This window comes from Kitasatospora sp. NPDC008115 (genome assembly GCF_042957205.1).
Taxonomy (GTDB): domain Bacteria; phylum Actinomycetota; class Actinomycetes; order Streptomycetales; family Streptomycetaceae; genus Kitasatospora.
The window spans coordinates 1-22626 of the sequence record NZ_JBIBHU010000045.1 but is presented as its reverse complement, the minus strand read 5'-3'; the positions used below and the strand labels follow the sequence as shown (position 1 = coordinate 22626).

Here is a 22626-nt window from a genome sequence, read left to right as displayed (position 1 = left end):
GAGCCCGCTGGTTCCGCCGGGCCCGCGTCGGCCCGTGGTGCCCCGCTCCGGACCCGGAGCGGGGCACCACGGCTTTTCCGTCAGGCCCGCTGGCCGAAGCTGACGGGCTTCTCGTCGCCGTCCGCGTCCGTCGCCTCCAGCGGCGCGTACGGCCGGCCGCGGCGGGCCGCGCGCACCAGGCGCTCCCAGTCGACCCGGGCCAGTCCGGCGCGCGGCGCGGAGCCGGTCAGCAGCCGGCCGAGCGCGCCGAGGGCCGCGCCGGCGGGTGCCGGGTGGATCCCGGACTCCGCCAGGGCTGCCGTTGCGGGCTGTCCGGCCTCCTGCCAGGGCCCCCAGGCGACACTCAGTGCGGGCAGACCCTGTCGGCGCCGCTCGTGGGCGAGCGCCTCCAGGTAGGCGTCGACGGCGGTGGCCACCGCCTCGCCCGGGTGGCCGGCCAGCGAGGTGACCGGGCTGGAGAACACCAGGAAGTCCAGCCCCCAGGTCTGCCGGTGCAGCTGCCAGGGGCCCCGGACGCCGCGGCCGACGGCGGTGCTGAAGTCGGCCCAGTCCCAGCCGTCCAGTGGGGCCCGCGGCGCCGGGTCGGCGAGGTGCACGACACCCCGCAGTGGCGGCAACTCCCGGTCGACCCGCTCCAGCAGCGCGGCGACGGCCGCCGGATCGCCGAAGTCGCCCTCGATGTGCAGGAGTTCGACCCGCTCGTCGTCGACGGCGACCGGTTCGGGCCCGGCCACGGCCACCGCGCGGGCGCCCTGGCCGGCCAGCCAGCCGACCACCGCCGAGGCCTCCGCCGGGTCGCCGCCCACCACCAGGTAGCCGGCGTCCGGACGGATCTTGACGCCCTCCTGGTCCTCGCCGGGCAGCGGGCCCTCCTGGAGCCGGGCCTCGTACCAGCGCCCGCCGCGGACGGCCAGCAGGCCGGAGCCCGCGACACCCACCGCGTGCCGCACCAGGGTGCCGGCGCCGGGCTCCGCGGCGCCCGGCTCCAGGTCGACCTGGACGCAGGCCAGCCCCGGGTGCTCCCAGGTGACGGTCCGGGCCAGCGCGGTGAGCAGCGACTGCTCCGGGCGCGGCGCGGCGTTCTCCGGGGAGCGGGGGGCCAGCGCCCCGGTGGAGCAGAGCACGACCGTGGGGTGCTGGGCCGCGAACTCGCGCAGGAAGCCCTGGAGGAAGGCGAACCCGTGCCGGGCGGAGCGCCCCTCGCCCTCCGCGAGCGGCTCGCCGCCCGCGCCCGCCGGGTCCGGGCCGTACAGCAGCAGGCCCGCGACGGTGGTCCCGCGGCGGCGCAGCTGTGCCCACAACTGATCGAGCGAGTCCGGGAGTTCGGGTGCGACCAGCAGGGTCTCCGGATCGCCCGCGGCGGCTCCGGCGTCCGGGAGGACGGCGAGGGCGGGGACGCCCTCCAGGGCGAGCCGGGCACGCCGGCTCCGCACCTGCTCCGGGTCGGTGCCGAAGACCAGCCAACTGCCCTCGGGGGAGGCCATGGTGGCGAGTCCGGCGGCCGCCGGCAGCGGCTGCCAGCCGAGCGCGTGGTGGCGCAGGGCGGTCGTGGCCCGTCCGGAGGCCTCGGCCGGGGTGACCGGCCGCAGCCGCAGGCCCTCGACGGCCGCCAGCGGGGCGCCGTCGGGGGAGAGCAGGGCGAGCGTGAACGAGCCGTCGGCGCGGTGCCGCACGTGCGCCCACACCTCGGCCGGCAGCGGGCCGGCGACGGTGAGGCGGTCCAGGGCGACGGGGGTGGCCGGGCCCTCGTGGAAGGCGGCGGCCAGGGTGAACGCCGCCTCCAGGAGCGGCTGGAGGCCGTCGCCGGTCCCCTCGTGCCGCAGCCGGGCGAGGAGGTCGTCGCCGCTCTGCCGGAGTTCGGTGACGGTGGCCGCGGCGGCGGTCTCGACGCCCTCGCGCCAGAGCCGGTCGTACCAGGCGTCCACGTCCTGGGTCCGGAGGCCGGCGCGCAGGCCCTCCAGGTCCGGGGCGGGGCCCGGGTCCGGGGCGGGGCCGTCCGGCGCGCCGGCCGTGGCACTGACCAGCCGGGCCCAGCGCCCGCCCAGGTGGGCGTAGCCGCGCACCAGGGCCCGCCCGTCCTCGCCGGTCTCCCGCAGGGTCTGCAACCGCAGCGGCCCCTCGGCGGGCAGCGTCGCCGCGGCGTCCAGCTCCACCTCCCACAGGGCGCGCGGCGACCGGGCACCGGCGGCGAGCGCCCAGTCCACCAGCGCCGCCGCGGACAGCGCCGGGCCGCCGTGCACCCGGGCGAGCAGGGCGCCGCCGGCCTCGGCGGCGGCCGGGCCGGCGAGGGTCCCGCCGAACCACTGCCCGCTGCCCTCCGCCAGTTCGACCGGCGTGCCCAGCAGCGGGTGCGGCGGCCGGGGCGGGGCGCCGGCCGGCCGGTCCGGCGGGACCAGCCAGCAGCGGCGGGTCTGGAACGGGTAGGTCGGCAGCTCCACCGGCCGGGCGTGGTGCCCCTCGAAGGCCGGGGCCCAGCGCACCGTCACCCCTGCGGCGTGCAGGGCGCCGACGGCGGCCAGCAGGGCGTGCGCGGCCCCCGGGCCGCCGTCGGCGTCCTCGGCCGGGCGCTCCGGCTGGGCGCCGACCAGCAGCAGCGGCCGGCCGGGCGCCGCGCCGAAGGCGGCGAGGCCGCGGCGGAGCAGCGCGGTCAGCGCGGCGTCCGGGCCCAGGTCCAGGAACCGGGTGACGCCCTCGGCCCGCAGCCGGCGCCCGGCGTCGAGCAGCCGGGTGGGCCGCCGGGCGTGGCCGGCCCAGTACGCGTCCTCGCGCAGCCGTTCCAGGGTGAGGACCTCGCCGGTCAGGCCGGAGACGAGGGGGACGGACGGCTCCTGGAGGTCCAGTGCGGCGACGACCCGGGACAGCCGGGCGGCGGCCTCGGCGGACGGGCCGCCGATGAGCGGCAGGGTGCGCGCGGACGGCGGCGTCCCGGTGGCCCGGCCCCGGGCGTGCCAGCGCTCGGCGAGCGCCTCCAGCAGCTCCGGCGGGCCGCTCACGACGGTGCCGCCGGGCTCGTCCAGCGCGGTGACCTCCGGCCGGCCGTCCGGGCCGGTGAGGCCGGGGTCCTGCGCCAGCTCGGCCGCGGTGGCCTGCACCCAGAGCCGGCCGGCGTCGGCGGCGGTGGCCCCGGGCACGGGCAGGGCGACGACCAGCGCGCAGGCGTCCGGCAGGGAGAGGGCGCCGGCCGCGTGGGCGGCGGCGACCTCGCCGACGCCGAGCCCGGTCAGGTACTCCGGCTCGATGCCGAACTCCGCCACCGTGCGGTGCAGGGCGATCGCCAGCGCGAAGTGGCCCGCCCGGGCGAGCCGGGGGGAGGCGAACCTGTGGGCCGGGTCCGCGAGCTGTTCGCGCAGCGGCCGGGGGTCGGCGCTCTCGCCGGCCTTGGCCAGCGCGCGGTCGAGCTCGGCGCAGACCTCCGTCAGGGCCGCCCGGTAGGGGGCGAAGGCGGCGGCCAACTCCTCGCTCGTACCGGGGTGTTCGAGGCCGGAGTCGGCGAAGACCAGGGCCGTGCGGCCGCTCGGGGCGGCGGTCGCGCGCAGCACCGAGACGCCCGCCGGCAGCGGTCCGTCGGTGGTGTCGGCGGCGATCGCGTCCAGCCCGGCGAGCAGGCCCGCGCGGTCCGGGGCGAGCACCACGGCGCGGTGCCGGAAGTCCGAGCGGGCGGTGGCGAGGGCGACCGCGGTGTCCAGCGGTTCCGTGCCGGCGCAGGCGGCGCGCACCCGGGCCGCCTGCTCGCGCAGCGCGGCGGCGGTCCGGGCCGACACGGTCCAGGCGATCGGACGGGCGGCGGGAGCGCTCCCCTCGCGCTCGGCCGGCTCGTCGAGCGGCGCCTCCTCCAGGACGATGTGGGTGTTGGTGCCGCTGAGGGTCAGGCAGGTGACGCCCGCCCGGCGCACCCGCTCGCCGCGCGGCCAGGGCTGTTCCTCGGTGGCCAGCCGCACCGTGCCGGCCGACCAGTCGGCGTGCGGGGTGGGCTGCTCGACGTGGATGGTGCGGGGCAGCCGCTGGTGGCGCAGCGCCATGATGATCTTCACGATGCCGGCCACCCCGCCGACGCTCTGGGTGTGGCCGATGTTGGACTTCACCGAGCCCAGCAGCACCGGGTTCTCGGGGGAGTGCGCCCGGCCGTACGTCGCGATGACCGACCGGGCCTCCACGCCGTCGCCCAGCACCGCGCCGACGCCGTGTCCCTCCACCACGTCGACGCTGTCCGCGCCGACCCGGCCGTCGGCCAGCGCCTGCCGGATGACCTGCTCCTGCGCCTGCCCGCGCGGCGCGAACATGCCGTTGGTGGAGCCGTCCTGGTTGATCGCGCTGCCGCGGATCACCGCCAGCACCGGGTGGCCGTTGCGGCGGGCGTCCGACAGGCGCTCCAGCAGCAGCATGCCGGCGCCCTCGGAGAGGCTGACGCCGTCGGCGGAGGAGGAGAACGAGTGCGAGCGGCCGCTGGGGCCGGTGGTGCCCTTGCGGTGGAACTCCAGCAGCGTGCCGGGCAGCGACATCACGTGCGCCCCGCCAGCCAGCGCGAGGTTGGCCTCGCCGTTGCGCAGCGCCTTGACGGCCAGGTGGATCGCCACCAGGGACGAGGTGCACTGGGTGTCCACCGCCAGCGCGCCGCCGACCAGGCCCATCAGGTAGGAGACCCGGCCGGCCGCGGCGCCGCTCGAACTGCCGAAGCCGATGTAGTCCTTCAGCTCCTCGGGCGGCGGGCCGCCCAGCAGCAGCGGGTAGCCGGCGAACTGCAGGCCGGCGTAGACGGCGGTGCGGCTCTCCTTGGCGGACAGCGGGTCGATGCCGGCCCGCTCGAACGCCTCCCAGCAGGTCAGCAGCAGCAGCCGCTGCTGGGGGTCCAGGGCCGCGGCCTCGGCGGCGTCCATCCCGAAGAACTCCGGGTCGAACCGGTCGGCGTCGGCCAGGAACCCGCCGCGCAGGTGCGGCATCGCCCCGGCGAGCTGCCAGCCCCGGTCGGTCGGCAGCGGGGTGACGACGTCGGCGCCCGACTCCAGCAGTTCCCAGAGGTCCTCCGGGGAGCGCACCCCGCCGGGGAACCGGCAGCCGAGACCGACGATCGCGATCGGCTCGTGGTTCCTGGCCTCCTCCGCCGCCAGCCGGCCGCGCAGCTGTTGCAGCTCGGCGGTGGCCCTCCGGAGGTACTTCTGCAGCTTCTCTTCGTCCGCCATCTCGCGTCCGGCTCCTCTGGGGAAGTGACGGTGCCGGGCCGCCGGCCGTGCGTCACCCGGTGGGTGGGCACGGCCGGCGACCCGGCCGGTCGTTCGTTCTCTCGGTGACCCGGTCGACTACTCGGCGGGCGGCGTGACGTGGCAGTCCTGGATGTCGTAGAGCTTCCACTCGCCCTCGACCTCGACGAACGCGTCCAGGCGGAAGTGGGTGGCGTCGATGACGGTGTACGCGTCCTTGGAGCGGGTGCGCACGCCGACCTCGCCGATCACGTGGTCGCCGACGAACTCCAGGTGGCCGTCCTGCCAGCCCTCGGAGTAGGAGACGCCCATGGTGCCCATCGAGTCGACGTAGTACGACTCGAACTGCTGGTTGGGGGCGCTCCAGCCGATGATCCACTTGCCTTCGAGCTTGGGCGAGCCGTCGGGGTAGCTCGCCTTGAGGTCCATCTGGTAGTAGTGACCGCCCATGATCGGCTTGGTCACCGCCTCCATGCGCACGCCGGTGTCGAAGTGCGTGACCATCGTGCCGAGCAGGAAGTCGAGCTGGTGGAGCTGCTCCGGCGGGTCGTTGTTCTCCTTGACCGGCCGGGCCGTGGGCCGGTGGTTGTCGAGGTAGTCGTTGAGCTTCTCGTCGGCCTCGGTGACCGGCGCCGGCGCGGCGTCGGTGGTGGTCTCGGTCATGGGGGCTCCCAATCGGTCGGTGGTGGTGGATGGTCCGGTCAGGCGGCGGCCGCGGCGGCGAGCCTGTCGATCATCGCGGCGATGCTGCGGACGTTCTTGAGGTTCCTGGCGTTGATCTCCCGGGACGGCACCTTCACGCCCAGTTCGGTCCGGACGTGGGTGAGCAGGACCGCCGTGTGCAGGGAGTTGAGCACCCCCAGTTCCAGCAGCGGGGTGTTCTCGTCCAGCTCCCCGTGGGGGTCGCCGTCGAGGAAGCGCTCGCGCAGGAAGGCGGTGATCTTCTCCGCGGTCCCGGTGGCGGCGGCGTCCGCGCGCTCGTCGAGGCTCTCGCTAGCGGTCATGGGTCAGTCCTTCCGGTCGGGCGGCTGGAGCCCGCTGGCGAGCGCGCCGCGGTCGATCTTTCCGTTGCGGGTGCGCGGCAGCTCCGCGGTCAGGCGCAGCTCGTCGGCGAGCATGTAGCGGGGCAGGCGCTGGGCGCAGTGCCGGCGCAGCTCCAGGAGGCCGGGCCGGCGCTCGGGCCCCGGGACGACGAAGGCGGCCAACCGGGCCTCCATGCCGCTGCCGACGACCAGCGCGGCGGCCTCCACGACGTCGGGGTGCGCGGTGAGCGCGGCCTCGACCTCGCCCAGCTCGATCCGGTGCCCGCGCACCTTCACCATGTGGTCGCGCCGGCCCACGTAGTCGAAGGAGCCGTCCGGCAGCACGGTGACCAGGTCGCCGGTGGGGTAGGGCCCCTGGTGGGCGGGGCGGCCCCAGTAGCCGAGCATCACGGTCGGGCCCTCGACGTACAGTTCGCCCTGCTCGCCCGGGCCGGCCGTGCCGCCGTCGTCCCGCCGGGCCCAGGCCCGGTCACCGGAGCAGGCGGCGCCGATCGGGGCCGGGCGGTCGCGCCGCAGGTCCTCGGGCCCGACCTCGCGGTAGGTGCACACATTGGTCTCGGTGGGCCCGTACAGGTTGAGCAGCCGGGCGGGGGTCCAGCCGGCCAGCGCCTGGACGTGCGGGATCGGGAAGGGCTCGCCGGCGAACAGCACCGCGCGCAGCGCCGCCGGGGCGGGCGCGTCGAGCAGTCCGCCCTCGCGCATCATGAGGATCAGCGCGGACGGCACCGAGTACCACACGGTGATCCCGTGCCGGTGCACGAACTCCACCAACTGCTCGGGTGCGTAGGCGAGTTCGCTGGGCACCAGATGGACGGCCGCGCCCGCCGCGAAGGCCGCGTACAGATCGAGCACCGACAGGTCGAAGTTGAACGGCGCGTGGTTGGAGAAACGGTCCTCGGGGCCTGCGCCGAGCGTGTCGACCGCCCACTCCACGAAGGCGAGCGCGTTGCGGTGGCTGATGCACACGCCCTTCGGCGCGCCGGTCGAGCCGGAGGTGTAGAGGATGTAGGCGAGGTCGTCCGGGCCCGTCGGCGTGTTGACCGGCTCCACGGCGTCCTGCCCGGCCGCCTCCGCCGTCGCCAGGTCCTGGCAGGCGATGGCGGCGGGAAGCCGCCCGGCCAGCCCGTCGAGCCGCTCGGCGGTGGTCAGCACGGCGGCCGCCGCACAGTCCTCGGCCAGCGCGGCGACCCGCTCCAGCGGGGCCGAGCCGTCGGCCGGGACGTAGGCGGCGCCCAGGCGCAGCACCGCCTGCATCGCCACCACCACCTGCGCCGACTTGTCGGCCCAGAGCACCACCCGGTCGCCGCGCCCCACCCCGCGGGCGCGCAGCCGGTGGGCGAGCGCGTCGGCGGCGCGGTCCAGCTCCCGGTAGCCGAGGGTGGTGTCCGCGGTCACCACCGCGGGGCGGTCGGGGTGCTTGACCGCGGAGTCGATCACCAGCTGATGGAGTGTCATAGTCCCAACTGCTTCGCGATGAGCTCCCGCTGGATCTCGGTGGTGCCCGAGAACAGGGTGCTGGGGACGGTGTCGCGCAGCTGCTCCTCGGCGCCGCCGGCGAGGTAGCCGAGGCCGCCGTGGAGCTGGAGCGCGTCCAGGGAGTTGGCCACCGCGGCCTCGGAGACCGCGACCTTGGAGCGGGCGACCGCGCTGACGTCGTCCTCGTCCTGGTCGAGCAGCCAGCAGGCCCGGTACAGCAGCAGCCGGGCCGCCTCCAGCCGCTGGTCCATCGCGGCGATCCGGTGGGAGACGGCCTGGAAGCGGCCGATCGGCTGGCCGAACTGCTTGCGCTCGCCCGCCCACCGCACGCAGTCGGCGAGCTGACGGTCCATCAGTCCGAGGTAGATGCCGAACAGGCAGGCCCGCTCCCAGGCCATCGAGTGCTGGAAGATCGTCGCCCCCTGCCCCTCCTCGCCCAGCAGGTAGCGGGCCGGCACATGGCAGTTCTCGAACCGGATCCGCCCGGCCGGGCAGCCGGCCAGGCCCATCTTGGGCAGCGGCTCGCCCAGGGTGATCCCGGGCAGGTCGGCCGGCACCGCGAAGGCCGACTGGCCGAGGAAGCCGGCCCTGGGGTCGGTGACGGCGTAGGTGACGACCAGGTTCGCGATCGGGGCGTTGCTGGCCCAGGACTTCTCGCCGTTCAGCAGGTAGCCGTCGCCGGTGGGCTCCGCCGTCACCGCGATGTTGCCGATGTCGGAGCCGGCCCCGTCCTCGGTCATCGCGTTGGAGGCGACCAGCTCCCCGCTCGCCAGCCCCCTGAGCAGCTCGTCCCGGACCTCCTCGGAGGCGAAGTCCCGGACCGGGACGGCGCAGGCCAGCAGGTGCGCGGCGACCGCGAAGGCCAGGCCGGTGTCCGGGCAGGCCCGGCCGAAGGCCTCCAGGGCCAGTGCGGTGTCGAGCGCGCCGAGCGCGCCGCCGCCCGTCCCGGCGGGCAGGCACAGACCGGTCAGCCCGAGCTTGCCCGCGGTCCTGAAGTCCGCCCGGGTCTGCTCCGGATCGCCGGCCGGCCGCCGCCCGGCCCAGTGGGCGCCCACTTCCTGGAGGATGCGGTCGCAGCGCTCGCGCTGCGCCGTGGAGAGTCCAAAGTCCATAGCGATTTCGTGCCCTGTCGTCAGGAGTTGGTCCGTTGCCCCCGGATCGGGAACCGGTCGGAGGCGACCGGCGGGGTCCCCGCGGCGAGTCCGCGGGAGACCGGTCGGAGAGCACAGATGGGCAGCCCGCGCACCGCCGCGTTCGCGCTGCCCGCCGCCCTGGCCGGGACCACGCTAATCAGGGCCCGGAGGGGTGTCACCCCCTAGAAACCGACCCTGACTCGGGCACCGGCGGTGCCCCGGACCTGCCCCGCTAAGGGTCTCCCCTTAGCGCCGCCCGCCCCCTTGACCTCGCGGTTCTAGGGGTTCCGAGGGGTGGGACCTTCGGCCCAGGATGGTGCGACGACGCGTGGTGGGGCCCGTACGGGTGGACAGCCCGGCAGCGGGCGCGGCCCCGCGCCCCGGGCGCGGCCAGGCGACCCGGCGCACCGGGAGCCGGCGGACCGCACGGCGGTGCGCCTCGCCTTCCCCCGGCGTCATCGGGAACCGACTCGACCCAGAACCGCCGTCAAAGTGCTGAGGAGTGGCCGGCATGCAACTGGGCATCGACACGAACGCTTTCCTCGAAGGGAGACCGGCGGGACAACAGCCCGACTGGGACGACCGCGAGCGACTGCGGCTGGTGCGCGAGGAGCTCGCGACGTCCCCGGGGCTGGTGTCGCCCGCCGACACCGCCGGGCTCCGCGAGCTGCTCGCCGAGGTGGCGGCCGGGCGGGCCCACGTCGTCCAGGCCGGTGACTGCGCCGAGGACCCGGCGGAGTCGACCGCGGACTACGTGGCCCGCAAGGCGGGCCTGCTCGACGTGCTGGCCGGCACCATGCGGATGCGCACCGACAAGCCCGTGGTGCGGGTCGGCCGGATCGCCGGGCAGTACACCAAGCCGCGCTCGCAGCCGACCGAGACCGTCGGGGGCGCCGAACTGCCCGTCTACCGCGGCCACATGGTCAACGGACCGGAACCCGACCCGGCGCTGCGCCGGGCCGACCCGGGTCGGATGCTCGACTGCCACCGGGCCGCGACCCGGGTCCTCGGCCACCTGGGCTGGCTGGGCCCGGAGCGCGACTGGCGGCGGGCGCCGTACGTGTGGACCAGCCACGAGGCCCTGTTGCTGGACTGGGAGGTGCCGCTGCTGCGCCGCGACGACGACGGACGGCTGCACCTCTCCTCCACGCACTGGCCGTGGATCGGCAACCGCACCAACCGGCTCGACGGCGCCCATGTCGCGCTGCTGGCCGCCGTGACCAACCCGGTGGCCTGCAAGGTGGGCCCGGAGATGACGGCGCAGGAGCTGGTCGCGCTCTGCGCGGCGCTCGACCCCCACCGCGAGCCCGGCCGGCTCACCCTGATCTCCCGGATGGGCGCGCGGGCCGTGGCCGAGCGGCTGCCCGGGCTGGTGGACGCGGTGCGCGCCGCCGGGCACCCCGTCATCTGGCTGTGCGACCCGATGCACGGCAACACCGTCCGCACCCCCGAGGGGCTCAAGACCCGCTACGTGGAGTCGGTGCTCTGGGAGGTCGAGCAGTTCCAGAGCGCGGTGACGGCGGCCAACGGCGTGCCGGGCGGCCTGCACCTGGAGATCACCGCGGACGCGGTCACCGAGTGCGTGGCCGACGCCTCGCACGCCGACCAGGTCGGCGAGAAGTACACCAGCCTGTGCGACCCCCGACTGAACCCCGCCCAGTCCGCCGCCGTGGTCGCGGCCTGGCGCTCCTAGCCGAGAGCCGCCGGCCGTTCCCGGAGACCCGGAAGAGGCCCACGCGAACCCAGAAGAGGAAGCAGGACCATGCCAGGGATACCTCCCATCACGCCGTACCCCATGCCGACGCGGGACGACCTGCCCGGGAACACCGTCGGATGGTCCGTCGACCCGGACCGGGCCGTACTGCTCATCCACGACATGCAGCGGTTCTTCCTGGCGGCGTTCCCGGCCGGCAGCCCCCGCACCGAACTGGTGGCCAACACCGCGCTGCTGCGCGAGCGGTGCGCCGGGCAGGGGATGCCGGTCGCCTACACCGCGCAGCCGGGCTCGATGACCGAGCAGGAGCGCGGGCTGCTGAACGACTTCTGGGGCCCGGGCATGACCCGGGAGGAGGCCGACCGCGAGGTGCACCCCGAGGTGGCTCCCGCGGCCGGCGACTGGCACCTCACCAAGTGGCGCTACAGCGCGTTCTTCCGCACCGACCTGCTGGAGCGCATGCGCGCCGAGGGCCGCGACCAGCTGGTCCTGTGCGGGGTGTACGCCCACGTCGGCGTCCTGACCACCGCGATCGAGGCCTACTCCCACGACATCCGGACCTTCCTGGTCGCCGACGCGGTCGCCGACTTCTCCGAGTCCCACCACCGGATGGCCCTGGAGTACGCGGCCGGGCGCTGCGCCATGGTGGTCACCGCGGCGGAGGTCCTGGGCGCCCTCGACGGCGCCGGCCGGGAGCCGGCCGTGGCGACGGGAGGCCGGGCGTGACCACCCTCCCCGCCAGAGAACTGATCGGGCGGCTGCTCGCCGACCAGCCGCCGCCCTTCGCCCTGATCCACCGGCCCGAGGCGACCGGCCCCGACCGGCTCGACCTGTTCACCGGCCCGGTCACCCGCTGCGACACCCTGGCCGGGCTGCCCGTCCCGGACGGCCCGCCGGAGCCCGGCCGGGCGGCCCACCAGGTGCTCGCGCTGATCCCCTACCGGCAGGTCGCCGAACGCGGCTACGAGTGCACCGACGACGGCACCCCGCTGCTCGCCATGACGGTGCGCGAGCACGCCGTGCTGCCGGTCGCCGAGGTCCTCCCGCTCCTCCCCGACGTCCCGCTGCGGCTCGACGGCGGGCACTTCGACGTGGGCGACGACGAGTACGCGCGGATCGTGCGGACCGTCATCGACACCGAGATCGGCACCGGCGCGGGCGCCAACTTCGTGATCCGGCGGTCCTTCGTGGTCGACATCACCGACTACACCCCGGCCGCCGCGCTGGTCGTCTTCCGCCGCCTGATGGCCCGCGAGTCCGGCGCCTACTGGACCTTCGTCGTGCACACCGGCGAGCGCACCCTGGTCGGCGCCACGCCCGAACGGCAGATCAGCGTGCACGGGGGCGTCGCCGTGATGAACCCCATCAGCGGCACCTACCGGTACCCGCCCTCCGGGCCCACCGCGGCCGGCGTGAAGGACTTCATCGCCGACCGCAAGGAGACCGAGGAGCTCTACATGGTGCTGGACGAGGAGCTCAAGATGATGGCCCGGATCTGCGACCGCGGCGGCCACGTCACGGGCCCCCACCTGCGGGAGATGGCCCGCCTCGCGCACACCGAGTACTTCATCACCGGCCGCACCGACCGGGACGCCCGGGACATCCTGCGCGAGACCATGTTCGCCCCCACCGTCACCGGCAGCCCGGTGGAGAGCGCCTGCCGGGTCATCCGCCGCCACGAGCCCGAGGGCCGCGGCTACTACAGCGGGGTGGTCGCGCTCATCGGCCACGACGAACTCGGCCGCACCGCGCTCGACTCCGCCATCCTGATCCGCACCGCCGACATCGACCGCACCGGCCGGGCCAGGATCGGCACCGGCGCCACCCTGGTGCGCCACTCCGACCCCTACGGCGAGGTCGCCGAGACCAGGGCCAAGGCCGCCGGGCTGCTCGCCGTCCTCGGTGCGGGCACCAGCCTCGCCGACGACCCGGAGATCCGCGCCGCCCTGGCCGCCCGCAACACCGGCATCGCGCCGTTCTGGCTCACCCCCGGCGACGAGCGGGACGGCGCCGAGCGCGAACTGGCCGGCCGGACCGCGCTGGTGATCGACGCCGAGGACACCTTCACCGCGATGCTGCACCACCAGCTCGCCTCGCTCGGACTGGCCGTGACGGTCCGCCGCTTCGACGAGCCCTACAGCTTCGACGGCCACGACCTGGTGGTCATGGGCCCCGGCCCCGGCGACCCCAACGACGACCGCAGCGCCAAGATCGCCCATCTGCGCCGCACCGTCCGGGACCTGCTGGAGGAGCGGCGGCCCTTCCTCGCCGTCTGCCTCAGCCACCAGACGCTCAGCCGCGAACTGGGCCTGGAGGTGGCCCGCTGCGCCGTGGTCAACCAGGGGCTCCAGCGCGAGATCGACCTGTTCGGCGACCGCGAGCGGGTCGGCTTCTACAACACCTTCGCCGCCGTCAGCGGGAGCGACAAGGTCGACTGCCCGGGCGTCGGGACGATTGAGGTCAGCCGTGACGCCGCGACCGGCGAGGTGTACGCCCTGCGCGGGCCGCACTTCGCCTCCCTGCAGTTCCACGCCGAGTCCGTGCTGTCCCCCGGAGGCGTCCGGATCCTCGGCAACGCCGTCAGGGAACTGCTCCTGATCTAGCGGGGCCCCTCGCCCTCCCCACCTCTCACCACCGCGCACCACCCACGAAAGGCTGGACTGATCCCGATGGCGGACGTCTCGAAGGCGGACGAGCAGAAGACCGTTGAGTACCTTCGGCGCGTGACCGCGGAACTGCAGAAGACCCGCCGTCGCCTGAACGAGGTCGAGGCCGGTCTGCTGGAGCCGGTCGCGGTGGTGGGCATGGCCTGCCGCTACCCGGGCGGGGTGGGGTCGCCGGAGGAGCTGTGGGAGCTGGTCGCCGAGGGCGTGGACGCCACCTCGGAGTTCCCGGCCGACCGGGGCTGGCCGGAGGACCTCTACGACCCGGACCCGGAGCGGTCCGGCAAGTCCTACGCCCGCCGCGGCGGCTTCCTGGAGGGCGCGGCGGGCTTCGACGCGGAGTTCTTCGGGATCTCGCCGCGTGAGGCGCTGGCCATGGACCCGCAGCAGCGGCTGCTGCTGGAGGTCTCCTGGGAGCTGATGGAGCGCGCCGGGCTGAAGCCCTCCGCGCTGCGCGGCAGCCGGACGGGCGTCTTCGTCGGGGCCGCGACCTCGACGTACGTCCCCGACCTGGAGCGGGTGCCGGAGGTGGTGGAGGGCTACACCCTCACCGGCAACCTCGCCAGCGTGCTGTCCGGGCGGGTGTCGTACTCCTTCGGGTTCGAGGGCCCGGCGGTGACGGTGGACACCGCGTGCTCCTCCTCGCTGGTCGCCCTGCACCTGGCCGTCCAGGCGCTGCGCCAGGGCGAGTGCGAACTCGCGCTCGCCGGCGGTGTCACCCTGCTCGCCAGCCCCGCCCCCTTCGTCGAGTTCTCCCGGCAGCGGGGTCTCGCCCCCGACGGTCGCTGCAAGCCGTTCGCGGCCGGGGCGGACGGCACCGGCTGGGGCGAGGGCGTGGGCCTGCTGGCCCTGGAGCGGCTCTCGGACGCCAAGCGGCTGGGCCACGGGGTGCTCGCCGTGGTGCGCGGCTCGGCGGTGAACCAGGACGGCGCGAGCAGCGGCCTGGCCGCGCCCAACGGCCCCTCGCAGCAGCGGGTGATCCGGGCGGCGCTCGCCAACGCGGGCCTGTCGGCGGCCGAGGTCGACGCGGTGGAGGCGCACGGCACGGGCACCAGGCTCGGTGACCCGATCGAGGCGCAGGCGCTGATCGCCGCCTACGGTCAGGACCGCGAGCGCCCGCTGCTCACCGGCTCCCTGAAGTCCAACATCGGGCACACCCAGTCCGCCTCCGGCGTCGGCGGTGTGATCAAGATGGTGATGGCCCTCCAGCAGGAGGAGCTGCCGCGCACCCTGAACGTCGACGAGCCGACCCCGTTCGTGGACTGGTCGGCGGGCGCGGTGTCGCTGCTGACCGAGCCGGTGGCGTGGCCGCGCGGTGAGCGGGCACGGCGGGCCGGCGTCTCCTCCTTCGGGGTGAGCGGCACCAACGCGCACGTGATCGTCGAGGAGGCCCCCGCCGAGGAGCCCCCGGCGGAGCCCGCGGACGCCGTCGCCCCGGCCGTGACCGGAGCGCTGCCGCTGCTGCTCTCCGGCGGCAGCGCGGGCGGCCTGCGGAGCCAGGCGACCCGGCTGCTGGAGTTCGCCGACGACCGCTCCGAGGACGAACTCGCGCCGCTCGCCCGGGCGTTGGCCGAGCGTGACGGGCTGCGCCACCGGCTCGCCGTGATCGGTGGCGACCGTGCGGAGCTGCTGGCCGGCCTGTCGGGCTTCGCCGAGACGGGCGTACTGGCCGGCGGTGTGGTGGTCGGCCAGGTGGCCGCCGAGGCGGGGACGGCGTTCCTGTTCTCGGGTCAGGGTGCTCAGCGTCCGGGGATGGGGCGGGAGTTGTATGCGGTGGCGCCGGTGTTCGCGGCGGCGCTGGACGAGGCCTGCGGTCATCTCGACGGGTTGTTGGGGCGTTCGTTGCGGGAGGTGATGTTCGGGGGGGAGGGTTCGGCCGAGGCGGCGTTGCTGGATCGGACGGTGTTCACGCAGGCGGCGTTGTTCGCGTTCGAGGTGGCGCTGTTCCGGTTGGTGGAGTCGTGCGGGCTGCGTCCCGACCTGTTGGTGGGGCATTCGATCGGTGAGCTGGCGGCCGCGCATGTGGCGGGTGTGCTGGATCTGAAGGACGCGTGTGCGCTGGTGGCGGCGCGTGGCCGGCTGATGGAGGCGCTGCCGGAGGGCGGCGGGATGCTGTCGGTGGAGGCCCCGGAAGCGGAGGTGGTGGCGAGGCTGGCCGCGTTCGCGGGCCGGGCCGAGGTCGCGGCCGTCAACGGTCCGGGGGCGACGGTGGTGTCCGGTGATCTGGACGCGCTGGCGGAGCTGGCGGCGGTGTGGGGTGGGGAGGGGGTGCGGACGAAGGGGTTGCGGGTCTCGCACGCGTTCCACTCCTTCCGGATGGAGCCGATGCTGGCGGAGTTCCGGGCGGTCGCCGAAGGTCTGACGTTCCGGCGGCCGGAGTTGGCGTTGGTGTCGACGGTGGCCGGGCGTGGTGTGGGGGCGGAGCAGTGGTGCTCGCCGGAGTACTGGGTGGAGCAGGTGCGCCGTCCGGTGCGGTTCGCGGACGCGGTGCGGTTCGCGCGTGAGCAGGGTGTCGGGGCGTTCGTCGAGGTGGGTCCGCGTGGTGTGCTGACGGCGATGGCGGCGCAGTGCCTGTCGGGTGAGAGTGTGGCGCTGGTGCCGTTGACGCGTACCGACCGTCCGGAGGCGCGTTCGTTGCTGACGGCCCTGGCCCAGGCCTGGACCACCGGTCTGGACGTGGACTGGACGCGGGTGCTGGGCACGGGTGGCGCGCTGCCCGAGCTGCCGACCTACGCCTTCGACCACACCCGTTACTGGCTCGACCGCTCCACCCACCGCGGCGGCGACCTCGCCGGGGTTGGCCTGGCCGGCGTCGAGCACGGCCTGGTCGCGGTCGCGGCCGAACTGGCCTCCTCCGGTTCGCTGATGCTGTCCGGCCGGCTGGCCCGGACGGCCCAGCCCTGGCTCGCCGACCACACCGCGGCCGGCCGGGCCCTGCTCCCGGACGCCGCCTTCGTGGACCTGGTGCTCCGGGCCGGTGAGCAGGCCGGCTGCGGACGGATCACGGAACTCGCCGTCCAGGCCCCGCTGTTGATCCCCGCCACCGGCGGCGTCGACCTCCAGGTCGTGGTCGAGGCCCCCGACGCCGACGGCCGCCGCCAGGCCGGGGTGTACTCCCGCCCGCAGGGCGAGGACGGGGCCGGCGGCATCTGGACCCGCCACGCGCAGGCCACCGTCGAGCCCGAGCAGGCGCGGCCGCGCGCCGAGGATGCGGACTTCGCCCCGCTGCGGGACTGGCCGCCCGCGGACGCCACACCGGTCGCGGTGACCGACGCCTACGAGACCTTCGCCGCCACCGGCCACGGCCACGGCCCCGTCTTCCAGGGGCTGACGGCCCTCTGGCGCGGCGCCGACGGCGAGCTGTACGCCGAGGTCGCGCTGCCGGAGCCGGTGACCGGCGACGCCGACCGGTTCGTCCTGCACCCCGCCCTGCTGGACGCCGCCCTGCACGCCCAGCGGCTCGACGACGCCTTCGCCGAGGGCCTGCCCTACTCCTGGCAGGGCGTCTCGCTGTTCGCCACCGGCGCCGCCGCCCTGCGGGTGCGGCTGCGCGCCACCGGCGAGGACACCCTGCGGCTCAGCGCGGCCGACGCGGCCGGCGAGCCGGTGCTGCTGGCCGAAGAGGTGCGGCTGCGCCCGCTGGACCTCGGCCGCCTCGCCGCCGACGGCGCCGCGCCGGACACCCTCTTCACGGTGGAGTGGATCCCGGCCGCCGTCGAGCCCGCCGCCGAGCCGCCGTCGGTCGCGGTGCTCGGCCCGGTCCCGCCGTCCGGTCACGGCGAGCTGCCCGGCGCCCGCCGCCACCCGGACGTGGCCGCCCTGGCGGCAGCCCTCGACGCCGGCGCCGAGACGCCCGCCTACGGCCTGCTGACCTGCGGCAGCGCCGCCGACGAGGCCGACCCCGCCGGGGCCGCCCGCCTGCTGGCCGTCTCGCTGCTGGGCACCGTCCAGGACTGGCTGGCCGAACCCCGGCTGGAGCACGTCCCGTTGATCGTCGCCACCCGTGGCGCCGTCCCCGCCGTCCCCGCGGACGCGGACGGTCCGGCGTCCGTCGAGGACCTCGCCGCCGCCACGGCCTGGGGCCTGGTCCGGGGCGCGCAGAGCGAGTACCCCGACCGCTTCGTCCTGCTGGACACCGACCCGGCGTCCGGCACCCCCGACTGGCCGGACCTGCTGGCCCGGGTGGCCGCCACCGACGAGCCCCAACTCGCCCAGCGCGACGGCCTGCTGCTGATCCCGCGCGCGGCGAGGACCCGGCCTGCCCCGGCCGGCACCACCGGCCTCGACACCGACGGCACGGCCCTGATCACCGGGGCGGCCTCCCGCCAGGGCCGGCTGCTGACCCGCCACCTGGTGGAGCGGCACCAGCTGCGCCACCTGGTCCTCACCACCGGCCCCGGCGCCGACCCCGCCATGGACGGGCTGCGCGACGAACTGGCCGGCCTGGGCGCCGAGGTCACCGTCGCCGCCTGCGACCCGACCGACCGGGCGGCCCTCGCCGAACTGCTGGCCGCCGTCCCCGCCGCGCACCCGCTGACCACGGTGGTCCACGCCGCCGGCGTCCCGGACAGCGCGATGCTGGAGACGCTGACCGGGCCGCAGCTCGACGAGGCGCTCGACGGCTGGCTCACCGGCGCCGTCCACCTGGACGCGCTGACCCGCGAGCTCCCGCTCGCCGCGTTCGTCCTCTCGGCCTCGGCCGCCGGCGTCTTCGGCGGCGCCGGCTACGCCGGACTCGCCGCCGCGAGCGCCTTCCTGGACGGCCTCGCCCACCGCCGCCGCGGCCGGGGGCGGCACGCGCTCTGCGTCGCCTGGGGCGCCTGGACCACCGCGACGACCACCACCGAGGACGCGCGGCCCGCCGAGGCCGAGCCGGCCAGGGCGACCCGCGACGGCGCCGTCCCGCTCACCGCCGAGGAGGGCCTCGCCGTCCTCGATGCCGCGCTGACCCTGGACGCGGCCACCGTCGTCGGCACCCGGGTCGACACCTCCGTGCTGCGCGAGCGCGCCATGGCCGGCGTGCTCTCGCCGATGTGGCGCGCGCTGGTCCGCGGCTCCGCCAAGCGGGCCGCGGCGGCCGGTGACGGCGCGGGCCGCTCGCTGGCCCGCCGCCTGGTCGCCCTGCCCAAGGCCGACCGGACCCGGTTCGTCCTGGACCTGGTGCGCGGTCACGCCGCGACGGTGCTCGGCCACGACTCGGCCGCGCGCGTCGACGAGTCGCTGCGCTTCATGGAGGCCGGCGTGGACTCGCTGAGCGCCGTGGAGCTGCGCAACCGGCTCTCCGCCGCCACCGGCCTCCAGCTGCCCACCACCCTGATCTTCGACTACCCGACCCCGGCCGACCTCGCCCGCTTCGTCGAGGAGCAGGTGCTGGGCTCCGACCAGGAGCCGGCGCCGCGGACGCCGTCCGCCACGGTCCTGGCCAACGACCCGATCGCGGTGGTCGGCATGGCCTGCCGCTACCCGGGCGGCGTCGGCACGCCCGAGCAGCTGTGGCAGATGGTCGCCGAGGGCGTCGACGCGACCTCGGAGTTCCCGACCGACCGGGGCTGGCCGGAGGACCTCTACGACCCGGACCCGGAGCAGTCCTGGAAGTCCTACACGCGCCGGGGCGGGTTCCTGGACGACGTGGCGGGTTTCGACGCGGAGTTCTTCGGGATCTCGCCGCGCGAGGCGCTGGCGATGGACCCGCAGCAGCGCCTGGTGCTGGAGGCGTCCTGGGAGGCGCTGGAGCGCGCCGGGCTCGACCCCCTCGGGATGAAGGGGCACCGCACCGGCGTCTTCATGGGCGCCGGTCCTTCCTCCTACGTCTGCGACATGCCCGACGTGCCGGACCACCTGGAGGGCTACGCCTTCACCGGCAACAGCTCCGCCGTGCTGTCCGGGCGGGTCTCGTACTCCTTCGGGTTCGAGGGGCCGGCCGTGACGGTCGACACCGCCTGCTCGTCCTCGCTGGTCGCCCTGCACCTGGCCGTCCAGTCCCTGCGCCAGGGCGAGTGCGAACTCGCCCTCGCCGGCGGCGTCACGGTGCTGTCCCGGCCGGGCGCGTTCACGGAGTTCTCCCGGCAGCGGGCGCTGGCGGCGGACGGCCGCTGCAAGTCCTTCGCCGCAGGCGCGGACGGCACGACCTGGGCCGAGGGCGTGGGCCTGATCGCCCTCGAACGGCTGTCGGACGCGCGGCGGTTGGGCCATCGGGTGCTGGGTGTGGTGCGCGGCAGCGCCATCAACCAGGACGGTGCCAGCAGCGGCCTGACGGCGCCCAACGGCCCGTCGCAGCAGCGGGTGATCCGGGCGGCGCTGGCGGACGCGGGCCTCGCGGCCCGGGACGTCGACGCCGTGGAGGCGCACGGCACGGGCACCAAGCTGGGCGACCCGATCGAGGCGCAGGCGCTGCTCGCCACCTACGGGCAGGAGCGGGAGCAGGAGCGCCCGCTCTGGCTGGGGTCGATGAAGTCCAACATGGGCCACTCGGTCGCGGCCGCCGGTGTCGGCGGGGTGATCAAGATGGTGATGGCGTTGCAGCGGGAGGAGTTGCCGCGGACGCTGCACGTGGACGAGCCGTCGCCGTTCGTGGACTGGTCGGTGGGCGCGGTGTCGTTGCTGACCGAGCCGGTGGCGTGGCCGCGCGGTGAGCGCACGCGTCGGGCCGGCGTCTCCTCCTTCGGGGCGAGCGGCACCAATGCACACGTGATCGTGGAGGAGGCCCCCGTAGCGGAGGCCCCCGTCGAGGCGACGGCCGAGGAGCCGGACGCCGGGGTGACGGCGTGGTTGGTGTCGGGTGGGAGTGCGGGTGGTCTGCGGGCGCAGGCGGCCAGGTTGGCGGAGTTCGCGGGTGCGGGTGTCGAGGCCGGTGTGGTGGGTCGGGCGTTGGCGGCGAAGCCGGTGCTGGGTCACCGTCTGGCGGTGGTCGGTGCCGATGGTGCCGAACTCCTGGCGGGTCTTTCGGCGTTCGCGGCCGGGGGTGAGGTCGCGGGCAACGCCGTGACGGGTGCGGTCGGTGCGACGGCGCGGCCGGTGCTGGTGTTCCCGGGCCAGGGCTGGCAGTGGGAGCGCATGGGCGTGGAACTGCTGGACGCCTCGCCGGTGTTCGCGAAGTCGGTGGCGGAGTGCTCGGCGGTGGTCGAGCGCCTGGCGGGCTGGTCGGTCCTGGACGTGCTGCGCGGTGTGCCGGGTGCGCCGTCGTTCGAGCGGGTGGACGTGGTCCAGCCGGTGATGTTCACGGTGATGGTGGGCCTGGCCCGCATGTGGGAGTCACTAGGGGTGCGGGCGGCGGCCGTGGTCGGGCACTCGCAGGGCGAGATCGCCGCGGCGTGCGTCGCCGGCGCGCTGAGCGTCGAGGACGCGGTGCGTGTCGTCGTCGCACGCTCGGCGGCGATCACCGCCCTGGCGGGGCAGGGCGCGATGCTCTCCCTCGCCACCGGCCTGGACGCCGTCAACGGCCACCTCGAAGGGTTCGAGGGCCGGTTGTGGGTGGCGGCCGTGAACGGCCCCGCCTCCACCGTCGTGGCCGGCGACGTCGCCGCGGCCGAGGAGTTCGTCGCGTACTGCGAGAACACGGGTGTGCGGATCAGGCGCATCCCCGTCGACTACGCCTCCCACACCCCGCACGTGGAGGCGATCGCCGAGCGGGTGCTCGCCGATCTCGCGGACATCAGCCCGCGCGCCGGGCACACGCCGATCTACTCCACGCTGACCGCGAGCGTGATCGACGGTTCGGGGATGGACGCCCGGTACTGGCTGGACAACCTGCGCAGCCCCGTCCGTTTCCAGGACGCGACCACCGCGCTCCTGAACGACGGCCACACCGTGTTCATCGAGTCCAGCGCCCACCCCGTGCTGGCCGCCGGTATCAGCGAGACCGTCGACGCCCACGGCGCGGACGGGGCGCACGTCACCGTCACCGGGACCCTGCGCCGTGACGAGGGCGGCCTGCGCCGCTTCGCGCTCGGCGCGGCCACCGCCTGGAGTGCCGGCCTCGACCTCGACTGGTCACCCATCCTCGGCACCGGCACCGCGCCGGGCGTCGAGTTGCCGACGTACGCGTTCGACCACACCCGCTTCTGGCTCGACTTCACCCCCCGCACCGGCGGCGACCTCGCCACGGTGGGCCTGGACACCGTCGAGCACGGCCTGCTCGCCGCCGCCGTCGACGTCGCCTCCGGCGACGCCGCGATCCTGTCGGGCACCCTGTCCCTGGCCACCCACCCCTGGCTCGCCGACCACGCCGTCACCGGCACCCCCCTCCTGCCCGGCACGGCGTTCCTCGACCTCGCCCTCCACGCCGCCGACCACACCACCAGCGCCGGCGTCAAGGAACTCCTCGTCCAGGCCCCCCTCCTCCTGCCCGCCACCGGCGCGCTGGACCTCCAGGTCGTCATCGACGCCCCCGACCCGGACGGCTGCCGCAACACCACCATCTACTCCCGCCCCCACACCACCACCCACACCACCTGGACCCGCCACGCCCAAGCCACCCTCGCCGCCCCGGAGTCGCGTTCGCACGCCGGGGACGCGGACCTCGCGGCGCTGCGCGTGTGGCCGCCGATCGGCGCGGAGCCGGTGGAGATGGCGGCCCCGTACGAGACGCTCGCCGAGCGCGGGTACGACTACGGCCCGGTCTTCCAGGGCCTGCGGAAGGTCTGGCGCGGCGCGGACGGCGAGCTGTACGCCGAGGTGGCGCTGCCGGAGGCGGCGGCGGAGGACGCGGCCCGCTTCGGCCTGCACCCGGCGCTGCTGGACGCCGCCCTGCACGCCCAGCAGTTCGACGACGGCTTCGCCCAGGAGGGCGTCTGGCTGCCGTTCTCCTGGAACGGCGTGTCGCTGCTCGCCACCGGAGCCGGCCTGCTGCGGGTCCGGCTGCGCAGCACGGGCGAGGACACCGTGCGGATCGCCGCCGCCGACGCGGCCGGTGAGCCGGTGCTGCTGGTGGAGGCGCTGCGGGTGCGCCGCGCCGATCCCACCCAGCTGGCCGCCGTGTCGCCCGGGGCGGACGCGCTGTTCACCATGGACTGGGTCCCGGCCGGGGCGGACGACGCCCTCCAGGCCTCGTTGGCAGGGACGTTGACCGTGCTCGGCCCCGACCCGCTCGGCGTCGCGGACGGCATCGCCGAGGCCTCGGCCCACGCCGATCCGGCCGGGCTGGCGGCGGCGCTGGACGCCGGCGCGCCCGTCCCCGCGTACGGCGTTCTGCCGATCGCCTCGCCGGAGACGGTGGAGGACGTGGCCGCGGCCGCGCACACCCTGGCGGCCGACCTGCTGGCGACGGTGCAGGCGTGGATCGCCGAACCCCGCCTGGAGTCGACGCCGCTGATCGTCCTCACCCGGGGCGCGGTCGCGGCCGGACAGGGCCCGCGGGCCGACGTCACCGACCTGGCCGCCTCCACCGTCTGGGGCCTGATCCGC

9 protein-coding genes are annotated in these 22626 nt (G+C 75.7%); 4 read left to right on the top strand and 5 right to left on the bottom strand.

Annotation, left to right across the window (positions count from 1 at the left end; all coding sequences use genetic code 11):
* Positions 1–80: 80 nt before the first annotated feature.
* From ACFZBX_RS35015 to ACFZBX_RS34995, 5 genes are all read right to left on the bottom strand, one after another.
* Positions 81–5177, bottom strand: coding sequence for a beta-ketoacyl synthase N-terminal-like domain-containing protein (locus ACFZBX_RS35015; protein ID WP_391537852.1), 5097 nt, complete (start codon positions 5175–5177; stop codon positions 81–83).
* Positions 5178–5294: 117 nt separating this feature from the next.
* A complete protein-coding gene (locus ACFZBX_RS35010; RefSeq protein ID WP_391537851.1) occupies positions 5295–5858 on the bottom strand; it encodes a DUF1579 family protein in 564 nt (187 codons plus the stop codon).
* Positions 5859–5896: 38 nt separating this feature from the next.
* Entirely contained in the window at positions 5897–6199 is a 303-nt protein-coding gene (locus ACFZBX_RS35005) for an acyl carrier protein (protein ID WP_380762447.1), read from the bottom strand.
* Positions 6200–6202: 3 nt separating this feature from the next.
* Positions 6203–7693, bottom strand: coding sequence for an amino acid adenylation domain-containing protein (locus tag ACFZBX_RS35000; RefSeq protein ID WP_391537850.1), 1491 nt, complete (start codon positions 7691–7693; stop codon positions 6203–6205).
* On the bottom strand, positions 7690–8826 hold the full coding sequence (locus ACFZBX_RS34995) for an acyl-CoA dehydrogenase family protein (RefSeq protein WP_391537849.1): 1137 nt from the start codon (positions 8824–8826) through the stop codon (positions 7690–7692). Before ACFZBX_RS34995 ends, ACFZBX_RS35000 begins: the two co-directional genes overlap by 4 nt.
* 532 nt (positions 8827–9358) lie before the next feature.
* On the opposite strand from ACFZBX_RS34995, the gene ACFZBX_RS34990 reads away from it, so the two are divergent.
* The 4 genes from ACFZBX_RS34990 to ACFZBX_RS34975 form a co-directional block, all read left to right on the top strand.
* Positions 9359–10540: a 3-deoxy-7-phosphoheptulonate synthase gene (locus ACFZBX_RS34990; protein WP_391537848.1), complete on the top strand. Its 1182-nt coding sequence runs from the start codon at positions 9359–9361 to the stop codon at positions 10538–10540.
* Positions 10541–10609: 69 nt separating this feature from the next.
* Complete coding sequence (locus ACFZBX_RS34985) at positions 10610–11287, top strand: isochorismatase family protein (protein ID WP_391537847.1); 678 nt, start codon at positions 10610–10612, stop codon at positions 11285–11287.
* On the top strand, positions 11284–13164 hold the full coding sequence (locus ACFZBX_RS34980; RefSeq protein WP_391537846.1) for an anthranilate synthase family protein: 1881 nt from the start codon (positions 11284–11286) through the stop codon (positions 13162–13164). The genes ACFZBX_RS34985 and ACFZBX_RS34980 overlap by 4 nt, the downstream gene beginning before the upstream one ends.
* A gap of 120 nt (positions 13165–13284) precedes the next feature.
* Positions 13285–22626, top strand: a 9342-nt coding sequence (locus tag ACFZBX_RS34975; RefSeq protein WP_391537845.1) for a type I polyketide synthase, incomplete at its 3' end; no start/stop codon positions are given.

Bases quoted from the DNA above. Each gene is read 5' to 3' on its own strand.
- ACFZBX_RS35005 (WP_380762447.1), bottom strand. From the start codon at position 6,199: ATGACCGCTAGCGAGAGCCTCGACGAGCGCGCGGACGCCGCCGCCACC.
- ACFZBX_RS34990 (WP_391537848.1), top strand. From the start codon at position 9,359: ATGCAACTGGGCATCGACACGAACGCTTTCCTCGAAGGGAGACCGGCG.
- ACFZBX_RS35010 (WP_391537851.1), bottom strand. From the start codon at position 5,858: ATGACCGAGACCACCACCGACGCCGCGCCGGCGCCGGTCACCGAGGCC.
- ACFZBX_RS34985 (WP_391537847.1), top strand. From the start codon at position 10,610: ATGCCAGGGATACCTCCCATCACGCCGTACCCCATGCCGACGCGGGAC.
- ACFZBX_RS35000 (WP_391537850.1), bottom strand. From the start codon at position 7,693: ATGACACTCCATCAGCTGGTGATCGACTCCGCGGTCAAGCACCCCGAC.
- ACFZBX_RS34995 (WP_391537849.1), bottom strand. From the start codon at position 8,826: ATGGACTTTGGACTCTCCACGGCGCAGCGCGAGCGCTGCGACCGCATC.
- ACFZBX_RS35015 (WP_391537852.1), bottom strand. From the start codon at position 5,177: ATGGCGGACGAAGAGAAGCTGCAGAAGTACCTCCGGAGGGCCACCGCC.